The organism is Microbacterium sp. GXF6406 (genome assembly GCF_054798215.1).
Genome location: NZ_JBSJZH010000002.1, coordinates 271,946 through 287,242, shown reverse-complemented (window position 1 = coordinate 287,242; position 15,297 = coordinate 271,946). Strand labels below are relative to the sequence as shown.

Sequence of the window (15,297 nt, the reverse complement as noted above, 5' to 3'; positions counted from 1 at the left end):
GCATCTCCGGTGAATACTTCCTGTTCATCGTCTTCCATCCTTGCTTGAAGAACGGAACGAAAGTCAGGCCGATTCAGACAGCGCGCTCACGAAGCTCGCGCGGATACTTACTGGGACGTCCCATACGACAGATCCTTCCAAGGAATCCTGTCTCCGGACAGACCGGGGCGAGTCATGATGCCTTTCGAGTGGAGGTTAGAGACTTCTCGAAGGATCACACGGTGACCGCGCTTACGTCGTAAGCGACGAGCCGGCCACCGTGGGCTACACCACCTTAAGGGGCACTACTCCGACCTGCGATTTCATACGGCACTGATCGATGCTCTCGGCAGCGCGCGTACATCGCGCATGTACAGCAGCGTGGCGGATGAGGTCCGACTGTGCATGGCGCAGGTCCAGGATCGGCAGCTCATCGACGCGGCAGCAATCGCGCACCAGCACGCGGCCATTCTCCGTGCTGTTGCTTCGGGTGACGGTGACGCAGCGGCCAGGCTTCTGATCGACCACTTGACCGCCGCTGAGGAGCGCCTGGTTGAAGCGCTGAACGTGCGCTGACATACAGATCAGCACGTCTCCCGCGGCCTGCTGGAGACCGCTTCAGTCTCATCTGAAGTGAGAAAGTCTCACCTAGCTTGAGAACTCACAGGTGGAGGGGCTGACGGGAATCGAACCCGCGCTGTCTGCTTGGGAAGCAGAAGTTCTACCATTGAACTACAGCCCCGAAATGGTGCTCCGCCAGCATAGCAAAAGGGTGGACGGCCTCGACGGCTGACGCACGGCTCACCGCAGCGGGTCGAAGGGGCGCAGCTCGGCGGGCATCGTGCCGGTCGTGATCTGTTCGGCGAGGAGTTTGCCTGTGGCTGGGCCGAGCACGATGCCCCACATGCCGTGTCCGCCGGCGACGAAGACTCCGGGGGCGCGCGTTTCGCCGGCGAGGGGCAGGCCGTCGGGGGTGACGGGACGCGAGCCGACCCATTCGTCCTGTCGGTTCTCGATGTCGACACCGCGCAGCAGCTTGCGCGACTGATTGATGATGGCTTGCACGCGTCGGGCTTGGAAAGGCTCGTCGGGTCCGCGGAACTCCATGGTCCCGGCGATGCGCAATCGTCCCTGATAGGGGGTCATAGCCAGGCGTTGGAACGGCAAGTAGATCGGATGCTCGGCGGGTTCGTCGGTCGCGACGGTGAAGGAGTAACCGCGGCCGGCCTGCACGCGGGTGCGCACGCCGAGCGGGCGGGCGAGGCGGGGCAGCCACGCTCCGGTCGCGATGACGATCGAGTCAGCGGTCAGGCGCTCGCCGGAGGTCAGCAGGACGGCGGGGCGGCCGCCGGCGGTGATGGATGCCGCGTCCGCATCCGTGCGCAGCACACCGCCACGCGCCACGAACGACGCGGCGAGTGCTTCGACGAAGGGCGCCGGTTCGATGAACCGCTGCCCTTCGAGGCGGTAGACGACCTTCACGGCATCCGACAGCGCCGGGGCCAGTGACGCGGGGTCGTCGAGGCGTTCGAAGGGAACGTCCTGTCCGTGTCGGATGACGCCGGCGATCTCGTTGAGGAACCCTTTCGAGTGCGCGGCATCCGCGAAGCCGATCACGAACGGTCCCTCACGGGTCCAGGAGTCGACGCCGCCGTCGAGGAGCTCGTCGAACGCTGAGAGGGCGATCTTGTCGATGGGGGTGAGGGCGGCCATCGTGCGGTCCCACGCCCGGTGCGTTCCGTGAGAGGCGAATCGGGCGAGGAAGCTCCAGAGCGCGGCATCCACCCGGAACGGAACGTGCAGCGCAGCATCCGGATCCATCAGGGCTTTCGGGCCGTATGTCCACAGGGTCGGGTCTGCCAGGGGGATCGCCTTACCGGGCGTCAACCACCCGGCGTTGCCCCATGACGACCCCGCCGCGACGCCGGCGCGATCGAGCACCGTCACCTCGACTCCCCGCTCCTGCAGGTGCCAGGCGGTCGCGAGACCGACCATTCCGGCTCCGACCACGATCGACTGCACCATTGCACCCTCCCGACATCAGTTGGATGGTTCCAGAATGACAGAGTTCCGCTCGGTCATTCAGGTTGCTTCGGGCGATCCGTCGACTGCGCATCGCCCTCCGCGTCCGAGGGCGCCGGGTCCACGGCATCCGGCGTCGCATCCGTCGCCTGCGGTGGGCGGATCGGCGTGAGCAGCGAGTCGTAGTCGTGCTCGGCCGAGTAGTTCAGGAACGCGATGTGCGCCTCGTAGCGGTCGAGGACGTCCTCGATGAGCTGCGTCCGGGTGAGGCCGACGACGTCGTAGCCGGCGGAGCCCGTCTGCGTGAAGACTTCGAGCCGCAGGTAGACGTCGCTGCCCTGGGTCATGCCGCGGCTGCCGAACAGGGGCACCGGCGTGATGACTCCGGCGACGCGGTAGACGAAGTCGCGCTCTCCTTCGTCGATCTTCACGGTGAGCAGGTGCGCGGCTACGCCGGTGTCGAGGTCGGGCTCGGTGACGAGGGAGGCGTCGTAACCGAGCTCGGTGAACTCCGCGGTGACGTCGTTCAACGCCGGCCGCACGACGTCGTCGGCGAAGCGGCGCACGGCATCCTTCGACGGATACGATCGCAGGCGAGCCAGGCGCTGGCGCCAGTTCTTCTCGGGCGTCTGCCCGCCGTCGACCGCCACCCGGCGATGTCGCAGCACGCGTCCTTCGCGGTCGGCTCGCTCCATGCGCAGCACCTTCGAGAAGGAAGCCATCACGAGGTAGGCGATGATCGTGACCGGCAGGGCGAAGATCAGCGTCGCGTACTCCATGGTCGTCACACCGCCGGCGATGAGCATCGCGATCGTGAGCACGGCGGTCAGCAGAGCCCAGTAGATGCGCAGCCACCGGCTGCCGTCCTGCGCGGGGTCGGGGATGGAGGAGGAGAAGTTCGACATGACCATCGCGCCGGAGTTGGCGCTGGTGAGGTAGAACAGCAGCGCCGACAGGGTCGCCAGGCCGATGAGGAAGGCCGCGCCCGGGAAGGACGCGAGCAGCTCGTACCAGCCGTGCTCGGGTTGCGCGATCGCGAGCGCCGCGAACTCCTCATCACCGTTGAGGACCCGGTGCAGTGCCGAGTTGCCGAAGATGCTGACGATGAAGAAGTCGCACAGCACGGGCGCGGTGACCGCGGCGATGACGAACTCGCGCAGGGTGCGGCCGCGCGAGATGCGGGCGAGGAACAGGCCGACGAAGGGTCCCCACGCCAGCCAGAACGCCCAGAAGAAGAGGGTCCAGCCGGCCATCCACTCCGATCCGCCCTCGACGTAGCCGAAGGTCTGCAGCGTGCGTTCGGGCAGGGTGAAGATGAAACGGCCGATGTTCTCGACCATCGCGTTGAGCAGGAACGCGGTCTGGCCGCTGACGAGAATGTAGAGGATCATCGCGCCGGCTGCCCACAGATTCAGCTCGGAGATGACGCGGATGCCCTTGTCCACCCCCGAGACGCAGGCGGCGACCGTCATGACCACCGAGACGGCGACGAGCGCGATCTGCAGGGCGAGGCCCTCGGGGAGGCCGAAGATCCACGAGAAGCCGACGTTCAGAAGCACCACGCCGATTCCCATCGAGGTGGCGACGCCGAACACGGTTCCGACGAGTGTGAAGACGTCGATCGTGTCGCCGAGCACTCCACGCACGCGTCGTCCGAGCAGAGGGTACAGCGCGGCGCGGATCGACAACGGCATGTTCCAGCGGTAGGCGAAGTAGCCCATCGCCATGCCGAGGAGGGCGTACATGGCCCATCCGGCGACGCCGTAGTGGAACATGGTCCAGACGACGGCGTCCTGCGCGGCTTCGCGCGATTCCGGGGCCACCGATGGTGGTGCGATGTATTACGATACCGGGCCGGTCACCGAGAAGAAGAGCATGTCGATGCCGACGCCCGCGGCGAAGAGCATCGCCACCCAGGTGAACAGGCCGTACTGCGGGCGCGAGTGGTCGGGGCCGAGGCGCACGCTTCCCTCGCGGGAGAACGCCACCCAGAGCACGAACAGGATCACCAGGGTGGCGGTGAGTACGTAGAACCAGCCGAGGTTCGTGGCGATCCAGCCGACGACGTCCTGCATGGTCGCCGCGGCCGAGTCCGGCATGATCATCGCCCACACCGAGAAGGCGATGACGACGACGGATGCCGTGATGAAGACGCGCCAGTTCACACGCGGTTTCAGCGACCGTGCCACTCCGGAGGGGCCGCGGTCGCGCAGTTCGGTGCTCGAGACGGGGGCCCGATCGGCATCGTCCGGGGAGGACTTGCGCGGGCCGGCTCCGAAGCGGGCGCGCTCGACCATGCCGCGCCGTGCTGCGTCCGTTGCCTCGGGGGCGTCCTCAGAATCCGGCATGGGGCTCCCTTCACGACCGCCGGTCGTGCGGCCGGCTTCGACGGCAACCCTACGCCGCCTGATCGTTCTGCGGCGAGCCTCTAGGCTGTAGTCGTGCTTCTCAGCGACCGCGATATCAGAGCAGAACTCGCCGCCGGCCGGATCGGCCTCGATCCGCATGAGCCGGAGATGGTTCAGCCCTCGAGCATCGATGTGCGGCTGGATCGGTACTTCCGTCTTTTCGACAATCACAAGTACCCCTATATCGACCCGTCCGAGGAGCAGCCCGAGCTGACGCGCCTCATCGAGGTGAAGCCGGATGAGCCGTTCATCCTGCACCCGGGGGAGTTCGCGCTGGGGTCGACGTTCGAGCAGGTCTCGCTCGCGGACGACATCGCCGCGCGCCTGGAGGGCAAGAGCTCTCTCGGGCGCCTCGGCCTCATCACGCATTCGACGGCCGGGTTCATCGACCCCGGGTTCTCGGGTCACGTGACGCTGGAGCTCGCGAATGTTGCGACGCTGCCGATCAAACTCTGGCCGGGGATGAAGATCGGGCAGCTGTGCTTCTTCCGCCTCACGTCACCGGCGGAGAACTCCTACGGCTCGGGTCCGTACGGCAACCGTTATCAGGGGCAGCGGGGGCCGACGGCATCCCGCTCTTTCCAGAATTTCCACCGCACCGACGTCGGCATGCTGGATGCGGGGTCAGTCGGCGGCTGACGTGCGCCGCTCGGCTCCGTAGGGTGGAGGCATGAGCGAGCACCTGCCTGAGCCGGAGCCCGAGAGTGCTGCCGCCGGTCTGACGGCGGCGGAGCAGGCCGTGCCGTCCTTCGAGGTCCCTGCGCCGCCGGACTTCGCTGCGTCATCGCCGACGCCTGATGCGCAGGAGCCGTTCGCAGCGGCCCCGGTCATCCCGCCGGCCCCCGAGTTCGGCGATGTGGCGGATGCCATCGCCGATGTCGCGGCGCCGACCACGCGCCGTTCGGCCTCGAGGCGCCGTTCAGAGGAAGCGCTCGCATCGCCCGCTGTGCGAGCGCGTGCGATTCCCGATCCGGGGGCGCCGGTGGTCCGGCACATCGACCTGCCGTCAGGCGGAGGAGTGGAAGTCGGTGGCACGGAGAGCTATCGCGTGTGGGGCGTGGTGATCTTCGGCGGGCTGGGAGCGCTGTTCGTGGGAGCGATCGGCCTCATGGTTTTTCTGGCTGTATCGGCCTGACGGCTGAGAACGACGAAGGGACGGATGCTGGAGCATCCGTCCCTGTTGTGCGTGTCGTACGTTGTGCCATCAGATAGCGCGGCCGCGTGTGAATCCGCGTTCGAATCCGCGGGCGAAGGCGCGTTCGTAGGCGCGCTCGAAGTCGCGCTTGAACGAGCGGGAGGGGTGGTGGCCGTGTCCGTGGCGGTGGCCGAAGCCGCGTGCGTGGTTGCCGTGCTCGCAGCTGTGCGCGTGGTCATGGCTTCGGTGCTGCTCGTGGCGGTGGCCGGTTCGGTGCTGATGGGGCTGGCCGTGCTCGTGGCGGCGGCGTCCGTGGCTGAAGGGGCGGGAGGTCTGAGTTTCATCAGGGGTGTTCATCGAGAATTCCTTTTGTTTGTAACTTTGCATGTACATGTAGTGTGACATGTATGTTTGATGCATGTCAAGTCACATGTAAAATTCGAGTGTGACCGCCGAGAGCCCCGACCCCGCTGAGAGCATCGCCCGCGCACTGTCCCGATTGCGCGGACGCCGCGGCCCCGGACCGCACGGTCGCGGCCATGGCGGCCCCCACGGGCGCGGCCGCGACCGGGAGCGCGGGGATAAGACCGGAGGGCACCATGGCGGTCCCGGCGGACGCTTCGGAGGGCCTGCCTGGATACGGATGCTCGATGTCCTGTCGACGGCGTCCGAACCGCTCAGCGTCGGTGCGCTCGGAGAAGCCATCGGCGTCGACCAGCCGCGAGCCTCTCGTCTCGTGCAGCAGGGCGTCGAGCGGGGGCTCGTGCAGCGCGAGGCCGATCCCGATGATGCGCGCCGTACCCGCATCGCGCTCACCGACGAGGGGCGTGCGACGGCGCGCGGAATGCGCGGTCAGCGTCGCGAAGCGCTCACGCAGGCTCTCGAGAACTTCACCGACGACGAGGCGCGCGAACTCGCGCGCCTGCTCGACAAGCTCGCCGACAGCTGGGGCGGCTGAGCCGCCTTAGCCGACCGGCTTCGCCTTCACCGGCAGCAGCAGGAAGAACCCGGCGAGCAGAACGAGGATGATGCCGAGGATGCCGTATGCGGTGTCGGCGGTGAGAACGATCAGCAGCGTCCAGGCGCCGGATGCCATCCAGCTGGCCGCGCGACCGGTCGTCGCGTAGAGGCCGAAGATCTCGCCCTCGCGGCCGGCGGGCGTCACCCGGGCGAGGAACGAACGGGCCGCGGCCTGCGCGGGTCCCACGAAGGCGCACAGCAGCAGTCCGCCGATCCAGAACACCAGGGCCCCGGCATCCACCAGGAAGAACACGGCCAGACCCGCGACGACCATCGCTCCCAGCGCGAACAGGATGATGTTCTTCGGGCCGAAACGGTCATCGAGGCGTCCGGCGAGAATCGTGATCCGTGCGGTCGGGGCACAATGGGCCTTCCCGGTGCGATGGTGCTCCAGGAACATCCAGCCCGCGACGAAGCTCAACGGCGAACCCAGCACGCTGTCGATCGACGAGCATTGCGAGCCGCTGAAGATGCTCTCGCGCCCTCCAGTCGTGCAATGCCTTGGACGGTACGCAGGGGGACCGCTTATCAGGTGGTGAGCGCTTCTTGGCCGGCGCAGTCGCGCTGACCATGATCTTCAACGGTTATCCGTCCCTGCAGGCGAGAGAGTGGATGATGAGTCTGTCGATTGAACGGGCCGCTGGCCGTGCCGGTGCTGCGTTCCCAGAGCGGAGGAAACGAAACGGGGGAGGAACCGGACGAGCCTGAGCGCTCGGCTCCTGCGAAGCCGTTGTCGCACGACACGTTCACCTGGAGATCTGGGGTCGAGAATTCCCACAATTGTATGTGTCGGAATGCTCCGGCGGAAGGAAACGTGACACGCTCGATATCAAGCGTTCGCGAGGACGCTCCTCGCCACGATCCCCGGGTGCACCTCATCGACGATCGTGCACAGCGCGGCCGCGAACTCGGGGGAGTCGAAGGGCAGCGGCACGCTGTAGAGCACGCTCGTGGAGCGCTGCACAGCGGCATCCCGTCTGAGTGTCTCGGCGACCTCCTCGGCCGTGCCGAACGCGATGTTCGCATTCTCGAGCTGCTTCGCGAGGTCGCCGTCGCCGCGGAGATGACCGAAGTGCTCGGGGCGCTCCTGCCGGTATCTGCGCACGAGATCGACCGCGGCATCCCGGTCGTGCCAGGGCAGCACGACCCTCGAAACGGCGATGCGCGGCTGGGCGTTCATTGGGAGCGCGTCGATATAGGCATCGATGAGCGGCACCTGGGCGGCCCCGGTATCCGTGCCCGCCGCCTTGCGGTGCAGCAGCAGGCCGTCGCCGTCGCGCCCGATGGCACCGGCGGATTCGATCTGCCCGGTCGCCTGCCAGATGCGGTCGGGCAGCGTCGGCACACGCGGATGCAACGGGAGCCGGCGCCCCGCAGCTGTGCCCCGAAGTGCGGCCCGCAGTGCGACGACCGCGTTCGCATGCAGCTCGTCGCGCGCGCCCTCGTCGAGCGCGAACGCGGCGAAGGCCGCCGCCGAGACGCCGCCCGGATTGCTCTTGCCGAGCCCGAGCTCGAGGCGCCCGCCGCTGAGCGCATCGACGACGCCGGCGAGCTCGGCCAGCCGGACAGGATGCTCGAACGCCGGGGTGAGCACCGCGGTGCCCAGGCGCACCCGTGCCGTGCGCTGCGCGAGCGCCGCAAGGAACGCGAGGGCTGCCGGCAGCCCGTTCGCCGAGAGGCGGCCCTCGGCCAGCCACACCGCGTCGAAGCCGGCGAGCTCCGCCCGCTCGGCCGCATCGATCACGGCCGGGTAACCGGCATCCGGTGTGCGGATGACCGGAGGGATCAGGAACAGTCCGGCAGTCGTCATCTCGAGTCCTCTCTCGCGCCGGAGCGGCGCAGCGTGAGGTCGACGCTAGGCGTGCAAGAGCGGATGCCGCGGCGTATGTCATCCGGTGAATCCATGTGACGGCAGATTTCGGCTCCCGCTCCGGGCCCCGGGATGCTCCGGGAAGCTCGCCGAACAGCGGCGCCCGCCGCAGCAGACCGAACGGAGCACCATGTCCCTCCTGCAACGACCAGGCCGCGCGCTCTCGCGCATCGTGATCGCGCTCGTGGCATCCGCCGCGCTTGTACTCACCGGATGCGCGCCCGGCGTCTCGAACGCCGACGAGGGCGAGAGCGTGCTGCGCTGGGGCGTGCCGCAGGCGTTCGCGAACTGGGACCCGGTGGTGACCGGAAGCACCGCGAGCACCCGCTTCCTCACCCCGATCTACGAGTCGCTCGTCTCGATCGACGAGAACGGCGACCTGGCACCGGGCCTCGCCGAGAGCTGGGAGTACGACGAGACCGGCACGGCCGTGACCTTCCGACTGCGCGAGGACGCGGTGTTCCACGACGGCACCCCGGTCAACGCCGAAGCGGTGCAGAAGTTCATCGAGCGCGCCAAGACCCAGACCGGATCGGCCCTCGCCGGCGACTACGCCACCATCGACCACGTCACCGTCGACGACGAGCTCACCCTCACCGTCCACCTCACCCAGGTCGACTACCAGATCCCATACCTGCTCAGCGTGCGCGGTGCGCTCATCACCAGCGCCGTCGCCGCGGAGGAAGACCCATCGGCGCTGAACGTCACCGCACCCGTCGGCGCCGGGCCGTTCCGGGTCGTCGAGCTGATCCCCGAGAGCAGGATCGTGCTCGAGAAGTTCGACGACTACTGGGACGCCGACAGCATCCACATCGACCGCATCGAAATCGAGTTCGGCATCGACGCCTCGACCGTCGTGAAAGCCGTGCAGACCGGCGTCTACAACTTCGCCTTCATCGACGCGCCATTCGTGCAGGAGGCCCAGAACGCCGGACTCGACGTCTGGTTCGGCGACGAGTACGCCTGGTTCGTGCACTTCCTGAGCATCAACACGAACATCGCCCCCTTCGACGATCCGGCCGTCGTCGAGGCGATCAAGCACGCCGTCGACCGAGACGAGATCGTGCAGAAGGGCACCCTCGGCTACGGCAGGGCCGTCGACCAGCCCTTCCCGCCCGGATACATCGCCTACGACGAGCAGTCGGAGGACGTCTGGCCCTACGACCCCGACCTCGCCCGCAGCATCCTCGCCGACGCCGGCTACGCCGACGGCGACCTGCAGCTCGAGCTCACGCTCCGCCAGGACGACCCGGTCGCCGAGATCCTGCAGCAGCAGCTCGCCGATGTCGGCATCGACGTCACCCTGCGCCTCGATCCGAACTGGGCCGTCGGCTACTTCGGCAAGCAGACCGCGCTGTCGCTGTACACGTACTTCGGCCGCGACTCGCACGTGCAGGCGCTCACCGCGAACTACGACACCGACGGCGTGCTCAACCTCGCATCCCCCTACGTCTCTGAAGAGTTCGCCGCGGCGCTGAAGAGGATCCGCGAGACGCCCCTCGACTCGCCGGAGTACACCGAGCTGCTGCAGGCAGCCACCCGAGCCGGCGTCGAGACCTCGCCGACCGTGCACCTGTACACGCTGCCCGCGTTCTACGCCAAGAGCCCGACCGTCTCGGACCTGCCGACCATCCAGGGACAGCTGAACTGGAAGGGCGTGCGGATCGACGAATGAGCCCCGCAGATGTGTCGCCGTGTGACGTCCGCAGAAGGTTTGTAACACGACCCCTCGAACACGGCGACGCATCGGCGCAGGATTACCAGCACCCCGCACCCCGGCAGAACGGATCCGATCATGAACCGCAGCACCCACCGAACCCGCACGGCAGCAGCGATCCTGCTCGTCGGCTCGATGGCGCTCGCCGGATGCTCCGCAGCCGGCGCCGGTGCGGCATCCGACCACGAGAGCGTGCTGCGCTGGGCCGTGAAGCTGCCCGCCCACTGGGACCCGGTGGTGCAGGGCAGCGGGTTCGACTTCAACCTCACCGCCCTCGCCTACGCCTCGCTCACCGAGATCGACGAGAACGGCGACGCGGTGCCCGGCCTCGCCGAGAGCTGGGACTACGACGAGACCGGCACCGCGGTAACCTTCCACCTGCGCGAGGGGCTCGTCTTCCAGGACGGCGAGCCGCTGAACGCGGAAGCGGTGAAGAGCTACATCGAACGCGCGAAGACGCAGGAGAACTCCGCGCTGTTCGGCGACCTCACCTCGATCGACTCGGTCACCGCCGACAGCGAGCTCGACGTCACCGTGCACCTGAACCAGGTCGACCACCAGATCCCGCTGCTGCTCGGCAAGCGCACCGCGCAGATCACCAGCCCGCTCGCCGCCCAGGACCCCGCCCGCCTCGACCAGTGGCCGGTCGGCGCCGGGCCCTTCACCGTCGTCGAGTACGTGCCCGAATCGCACATCACCTTCGAGAAGAACGACGACTACTGGGATGCCGAGAACATCCACATCGACCGGCTCGAGCTGGCCACCGCCCCCGCACCGTCGACGCTCGTCGCCTCGATCGAGACCGGCGTCTACGACTTCGCCTATGGCCTCGACCCCTCCCAGTACCGCGCCGCGGTCGACGGCGGACTGGACGTCGTGCAGCACCCGGTGCTCTACGCGGCGAACATCAGCCTGAACACCAACAAAGCCCCCTTCGACGACCCGGCCGTCGTCGAAGCGATCCGCCACGCGATCGATCGCGACGAGTTCGTCGAGAAGGCCACCTTCGGCTTCGGCTACACGACCACGCAGCCTTTCCCCGAGGGATCGATCGGCTACGACCCCGAATCGGCCGACCTCTGGCCGTACGACCCGGAGCTCGCCATCGAGATCCTCGCGGATGCCGGATACGGGACCGGCGACCTCGTGGTCGACCTCGTGGTCTCGGCCGACACCGCGGCGAACGAGATCGTGCAGTCGCAACTGGCCGCCATCGGGGTCACAGCGAACATCACCGTCGCCGCCGACTGGTACACGCCGTTCTTCGCGAAGGACCTCGCTTTCGCGACCTACAGCACCACCGGACGCGAATCGCCCGTGCAGACGCTCACCGCGCACTTCGGCCCCGACGGCCCCCTGAACCTCTCGTCGCCCACCGAGCCCGACGGGTTCGCCGAGGCCGTGCAGATCGCCCGCGAGACGCCGCTCGACGACCCCGACTACGCCGCCAACCTGCAGGCCGCCACCCGCGCCGGGTTGCAGAGCGAAGCACTCATCTTCACCCACGGACCGCCCATGTTCATCGTGAAGTCGCCCCGGGTCTCCGACGTGCAGCCGATCCCCGGCCAGATCAGCCTCACCGGCGTGACGATCGAATGAACGCGCACCTCACCGCGACCGCGCGGGTCGCCGCGCACACGATCGTCGTGTTCGTCACGGTGTTCGTCTTCGCGACATTCATCACCTTCGCGCTGCAGGGCCTGAGCGGACTCAGCCCCGCCTACCTGCAGCTCGGCGAATCGGCAACGCCCGAGCAGGTCGCCGCCCTCGAGCACGCCTGGGGACTCGACCGGCCCTTCCTCGTGCAGTACGCCGACTGGTTCGCCGGCATCCTCCGCGGAGACCTCGGCGAGAGCTGGTACAACGGCGCGAGCATCGCCGGGCTCCTGGCCTCCCGAGCCGCCATCAGCCTCTCGGTCGCCGGCCTCGCCCTCACCATCGGCATCGTCTTCGGATTCGGGCTCGGCGCGCTCGCCGCGGCGTTCCCGACGAGCCCGCTCGACCGTGCGATCACCGGGTTCACGACCCTCATCTCGGTCATGCCCGCCTTCGTCGTCGGCATCGCACTCGTCGCGGTGCTCGCCGTCGGGCTCGGCTGGTTCCCCTCGGCCGGCTACGTGCCCATCGCCCGCGGCGGCGTCTCGGGCTGGCTCTGGCACCTCTGGCTGCCCGCCATCGCCCTCAGCCTCGACACCGTCGCCGACCTCGCCAGGCAGATGCGCGTCGGGCTCATCCAAGCCGGCCGCGAGAACTACGTCACCGGGGCGCTCATGCGCGGCCTCGGCCCGCAGCGCATCTTCTTCGGGCACGTGCTGCGCAACGGCTCCGGCCCCGCGCTCACCGTGCTCGGCATGAAATTCCCCGCCCTGCTCGGCGGCGCCGTCGTCACCGAAGCCATCTTCGGGCTCGCCGGCTTCGGCAAGTTCGCTGCCGACTCCGCCGCCCGCGGTGACGTGCCGGCGGTGCAGGGCGTGCTCGTCGTGGCCATCCTGCTCGTCGTCGTCTTCAACCTCATCGTCAACCTGCTGCTCGTGCGGCTGAACCCCGCAGCCTCGAGAGGAGTCTGAGATGATCCGACGCATCCTGCGCCTGCCTTCCGGCCGCTTCGCGGTCGCCTTCCTCGCCTTCATCCTCATGCTCGCGGTGCTCGGCCCCGCCCTCGCCCCGTACAATCCGCTCACCGGCACCGACGACCTGCTCGCGCACCCCTCGGCCGCGCACTGGCTCGGCACCGACTACCTCGGCCGCGACGTGCTCAGCCGCATCCTCGCCGGATCCACCATCAGCGTCTTCGGCGCCGTGCAGGTGGCGGTCATCGCGCTGTTCGTCGGCGCGATCCCCGGCATCCTCTCGGTCTACCTCGGCCGCGTCTTCGAATGGTTCACGCTCCGCTTCGTCGACACGCTCATCGCCCTGCCGTTCCTCGTTTTCGCGGTCGCCGCGACCGCGCTGCTGGGCAACGGCATCCCGCAGGCGATGTTCACCGTCGGCATCATGGTCTCGCCGCTGTTCTACCGCGTCGCCCGCGCCGCGACCCTCTCGGTCGCCGGCTCGCAGTACGTCGAGGCGGCCGTGCTCGCCGGCGCCCGCACCTGGTGGATCGTGCGCACCCACGTGTTCGCCAAGGTGCTGCCGCCCATCGCCATCGCCACCGCGAACACCCTCGGCGTCGGATTCGTGGTCGTCTCAACCCTGACCTTCCTCGGCATCGGCATCCAGCCGCCCGCGCCGTCCTGGGGCGGCGTGCTCGCCAGCGACCTCGGATACCTCGACTACCGCCCCTACGCGCCCGTCTTCACCACCGTGCTCATCATGCTCACGGTCTGGGCGTTCAACCTGCTCGCCGACGTCATCCGCGACGTCGCCGGCGAGTCCGGCCGCGCGCTGCTCGCCGACCGCGACGCCGCCCGCGCCGCCAAATCCGCACGTCGCGGCACCAGCGCCGAAGCACGTCTGCAGACCATCGGAAGGAGCACACCGTGAGCGACAGCATCCTGCGCCTCGACGACGTGCGCATCGCCCACCGCCACACCGGCGAGGAGATCGTGCACGGCGTCAGCCTCGAATTGCACCCCGGCCGCGTCACCGGCATCGTCGGCGAGTCCGGCAGCGGCAAGACGCTGACCTGCCGGGCAGTGCTCGGCATCCTGCCGCGGCTCTTCGAGATATCCGGCGGCCGGATCGAACTCTTCGGCAGAGACATCGCCGGCTTCACCGACCGTGACTGGCAGCAGGTCCGCGGGGCCGGCATCACCGCCGTCTTCCAGGACCCGGGCTCATACCTGAACCCCTCGCTGCGCATCGGGCCGCAGCTGGCCGAGCCGCTGCGGGTGCGCGGCGGGCTCACCCGGCGCCAGGCGAAGACCCGCGTGCTCGAGCTGCTCGTCGATGTGCGGCTGCGCGAGCCCGCGAAGGTCTTCCGCAGCTACCCGCACGAGCTCTCCGGAGGGATGCTGCAGCGCGTCCTCATCGCATCGGCGATCTCGCTCGAGCCGAAGCTGCTCATCGCCGATGAGGTCACCACGGCGCTCGACGTCACCGTGCAGGCCGATGTGCTCGACCTGCTCACCGACCTCACCGCCAGTCACGACCTCGCCCTCGTCGTCGTCTCGCACGACCTCGCCGTCGTCGCCCAGATCTGCGACGACGTGCTCGTGCTGCGCGACGGCGCCGTCGTCGAGCAGGGCCCGACCGAGCGCATCCTCTTCGCCCCCGAGCACGAGTACACCCGTCTTCTCATCGACGAGCACAGCACCTACGGCCTCGACCGCTACCGCACGGCGGAGGTGGTCCCCGGTGTCTGAAGCGGCGATCGCGGTGCACGACCTGCACATCGGTTACGGTCGCGGCCGGCACCGCGCCGACGTCATCCGCGGGGTCTCGTTCGAGGTCGCGCCGGGGGAGTCCGTCGGCGTGATCGGCGAGACCGGCAGCGGCAAGTCCACGCTCGCCCGCGCCCTTGTCGGGCTCGTGCCCGCGGCATCCGGTGACGTGCGCATCGGGGCCGACGAGGTCACCCGCTTCGGAGACGCGCAGTGGCGGGCCTTCCGGCGCCGCGGCGCGATCCAGTATGTCTTCCAGGACCCGCTGCGCGCCCTCGACCCCGAGCGCACCATCCGCCAGTCGCTCGCAGAGCCCCTCCAGCTGCAGCAGCGCTTCACCGCCGAGCAGATCTGCGACCGCATCCGCTTCCGGCTCGAACAGGTGTGCCTGGACCCGGTCCTGCTCGACCGGTTCCCCGGCGAGCTCTCCGGCGGTCAGCGTCAGCGCGTGCTGCTGGCCCGTGCCCTCGCCACGGAGCCGCGGGTGCTCGTGCTCGACGAGCCCGTCAGCGCGCTCGACGCCGCCAACCGGGTCGGCGTGCTCGAGGTGCTGAACGAGCTGCGCGCCGCCGGTACCGCCCTGCTGTTCATCTCGCACGACCTCGGCTCGGTCGCCGGCGTCACCGACCGCGTGCTCGTGCTCCACGACGGGCGCATCGTCGAGGACCGACCGACCATCGACGTGGTGCGTGAGCCGAGGCATCCGTACACCCGTCTGCTCGTCGGATCGGCGCCCAGCCTGCACGGCGGTGCGATCGACCGCGCCGAACGGGCGCACCTCAGGCGTCTGCTCGACGAAACCACGACGCTCTGAAACGCACGCA

The 15,297-nt window shown here is 68.5% G+C and carries 13 protein-coding genes, 1 tRNA gene and 2 pseudogenes; 11 read left to right on the top strand and 5 right to left on the bottom strand.

Annotated elements, in window-relative coordinates; genetic code table 11:
- Nucleotides 1-348: 348 nt before the first annotated feature.
- Entirely contained in the window at nucleotides 349-555 is a 207-nt protein-coding gene (locus tag ACWAUG_RS02950; protein WP_460801132.1) for an FCD domain-containing protein, read from the top strand.
- A gap of 92 nt (nucleotides 556-647) precedes the next feature.
- Here the strand turns inward: ACWAUG_RS02950 and ACWAUG_RS02945 are convergent.
- The 3 genes and pseudogenes from ACWAUG_RS02945 to betT form a co-directional block, all read right to left on the bottom strand.
- Nucleotides 648-721 (bottom strand) — tRNA-Gly (locus ACWAUG_RS02945).
- A 59-nt stretch (nucleotides 722-780) separates the two neighbouring features.
- The gene (locus tag ACWAUG_RS02940) at nucleotides 781-2,004 is read right to left on the bottom strand and encodes an NAD(P)/FAD-dependent oxidoreductase (protein WP_460801130.1); all 1,224 of its coding nucleotides are present in this window, start codon (nucleotides 2,002-2,004) and stop codon (nucleotides 781-783) included.
- 53 nt (nucleotides 2,005-2,057) lie between these two features.
- Nucleotides 2,058-4,298, bottom strand: a pseudogene (gene betT, locus ACWAUG_RS02935) (choline BCCT transporter BetT).
- Between the two features lie 144 nt (nucleotides 4,299-4,442).
- Here betT and dcd point away from each other — a divergent pair.
- The 4 genes from dcd to ACWAUG_RS02915 are packed head-to-tail and all read left to right on the top strand — an operon-like array spanning nucleotide 4,443 to nucleotide 6,502.
- Complete coding sequence (gene dcd / locus ACWAUG_RS02930) at nucleotides 4,443-5,048, top strand: dCTP deaminase (protein ID WP_298040904.1); 606 nt, start codon at nucleotides 4,443-4,445, stop codon at nucleotides 5,046-5,048.
- 31 nt (nucleotides 5,049-5,079) lie between these two features.
- The gene (locus ACWAUG_RS02925; protein WP_298040906.1) at nucleotides 5,080-5,544 is read left to right on the top strand and encodes a hypothetical protein; all 465 of its coding nucleotides are present in this window, start codon (nucleotides 5,080-5,082) and stop codon (nucleotides 5,542-5,544) included.
- A 24-nt stretch (nucleotides 5,545-5,568) separates the two neighbouring features.
- Complete coding sequence (locus ACWAUG_RS02920) at nucleotides 5,569-5,946, top strand: hypothetical protein (RefSeq protein WP_460801127.1); 378 nt, start codon at nucleotides 5,569-5,571, stop codon at nucleotides 5,944-5,946.
- A gap of 43 nt (nucleotides 5,947-5,989) precedes the next feature.
- Complete coding sequence (locus ACWAUG_RS02915; RefSeq protein ID WP_298040910.1) at nucleotides 5,990-6,502, top strand: MarR family winged helix-turn-helix transcriptional regulator; 513 nt, start codon at nucleotides 5,990-5,992, stop codon at nucleotides 6,500-6,502.
- Nucleotides 6,503-6,508: 6 nt separating this feature from the next.
- Here the strand turns inward: ACWAUG_RS02915 and ACWAUG_RS02910 are convergent.
- Both ACWAUG_RS02910 and ACWAUG_RS02905 read right to left on the bottom strand, forming a co-directional pair.
- Nucleotides 6,509-6,907 (bottom strand): annotated as a pseudogene (locus ACWAUG_RS02910) (MFS transporter); the annotation flags it as partial.
- 486 nt (nucleotides 6,908-7,393) lie between these two features.
- Nucleotides 7,394-8,374: an LLM class flavin-dependent oxidoreductase gene (locus ACWAUG_RS02905; RefSeq protein WP_460801125.1), complete on the bottom strand. Its 981-nt coding sequence runs from the start codon at nucleotides 8,372-8,374 to the stop codon at nucleotides 7,394-7,396.
- A 190-nt stretch (nucleotides 8,375-8,564) separates the two neighbouring features.
- Between ACWAUG_RS02905 and ACWAUG_RS02900 the strand changes: the two genes are divergently transcribed.
- The 6 genes from ACWAUG_RS02900 (at nucleotide 8,565) to ACWAUG_RS02875 (ending at nucleotide 15,287) form a co-directional block, all read left to right on the top strand.
- The gene (locus tag ACWAUG_RS02900; protein WP_460801123.1) at nucleotides 8,565-10,109 is read left to right on the top strand and encodes an ABC transporter substrate-binding protein; all 1,545 of its coding nucleotides are present in this window, start codon (nucleotides 8,565-8,567) and stop codon (nucleotides 10,107-10,109) included.
- 120 nt (nucleotides 10,110-10,229) lie between these two features.
- Nucleotides 10,230-11,750, top strand: a complete 1,521-nt coding sequence (locus ACWAUG_RS02895) for an ABC transporter substrate-binding protein (RefSeq protein ID WP_460801121.1) — start codon at nucleotides 10,230-10,232, stop codon at nucleotides 11,748-11,750.
- Nucleotides 11,747-12,718 (top strand): ABC transporter permease, encoded by a 972-nt coding sequence (locus tag ACWAUG_RS02890; RefSeq protein ID WP_460801120.1) that lies wholly within the window; start codon nucleotides 11,747-11,749, stop codon nucleotides 12,716-12,718. The genes ACWAUG_RS02895 and ACWAUG_RS02890 overlap by 4 nt, the downstream gene beginning before the upstream one ends.
- A gap of 1 nt (nucleotide 12,719) precedes the next feature.
- Complete coding sequence (locus tag ACWAUG_RS02885; RefSeq protein ID WP_460801118.1) at nucleotides 12,720-13,634, top strand: ABC transporter permease; 915 nt, start codon at nucleotides 12,720-12,722, stop codon at nucleotides 13,632-13,634.
- Nucleotides 13,631-14,455, top strand: a complete 825-nt coding sequence (locus ACWAUG_RS02880) for an ABC transporter ATP-binding protein (RefSeq protein ID WP_460801117.1) — start codon at nucleotides 13,631-13,633, stop codon at nucleotides 14,453-14,455. Before ACWAUG_RS02885 ends, ACWAUG_RS02880 begins: the two co-directional genes overlap by 4 nt.
- Nucleotides 14,448-15,287, top strand: a complete 840-nt coding sequence (locus tag ACWAUG_RS02875; RefSeq protein WP_460801115.1) for an ABC transporter ATP-binding protein — start codon at nucleotides 14,448-14,450, stop codon at nucleotides 15,285-15,287. The genes ACWAUG_RS02880 and ACWAUG_RS02875 overlap by 8 nt, the downstream gene beginning before the upstream one ends.
- Nucleotides 15,288-15,297 lie beyond the last annotated feature (10 nt).

Bases quoted from the DNA above. Each gene is read 5' to 3' on its own strand.
- ACWAUG_RS02950 (WP_460801132.1), top strand. From the start codon at position 349: ATGTACAGCAGCGTGGCGGATGAGGTCCGACTGTGCATGGCGCAGGTC.
- ACWAUG_RS02940 (WP_460801130.1), bottom strand. From the start codon at position 2,004: ATGGTGCAGTCGATCGTGGTCGGAGCCGGAATGGTCGGTCTCGCGACC.
- ACWAUG_RS02925 (WP_298040906.1), top strand. From the start codon at position 5,080: ATGAGCGAGCACCTGCCTGAGCCGGAGCCCGAGAGTGCTGCCGCCGGT.
- ACWAUG_RS02920 (WP_460801127.1), top strand. From the start codon at position 5,569: ATGCTGGAGCATCCGTCCCTGTTGTGCGTGTCGTACGTTGTGCCATCA.
- ACWAUG_RS02905 (WP_460801125.1), bottom strand. From the start codon at position 8,374: ATGACGACTGCCGGACTGTTCCTGATCCCTCCGGTCATCCGCACACCG.
- ACWAUG_RS02900 (WP_460801123.1), top strand. From the start codon at position 8,565: ATGTCCCTCCTGCAACGACCAGGCCGCGCGCTCTCGCGCATCGTGATC.
- ACWAUG_RS02895 (WP_460801121.1), top strand. From the start codon at position 10,230: ATGAACCGCAGCACCCACCGAACCCGCACGGCAGCAGCGATCCTGCTC.
- ACWAUG_RS02890 (WP_460801120.1), top strand. From the start codon at position 11,747: ATGAACGCGCACCTCACCGCGACCGCGCGGGTCGCCGCGCACACGATC.
- ACWAUG_RS02885 (WP_460801118.1), top strand. From the start codon at position 12,720: ATGATCCGACGCATCCTGCGCCTGCCTTCCGGCCGCTTCGCGGTCGCC.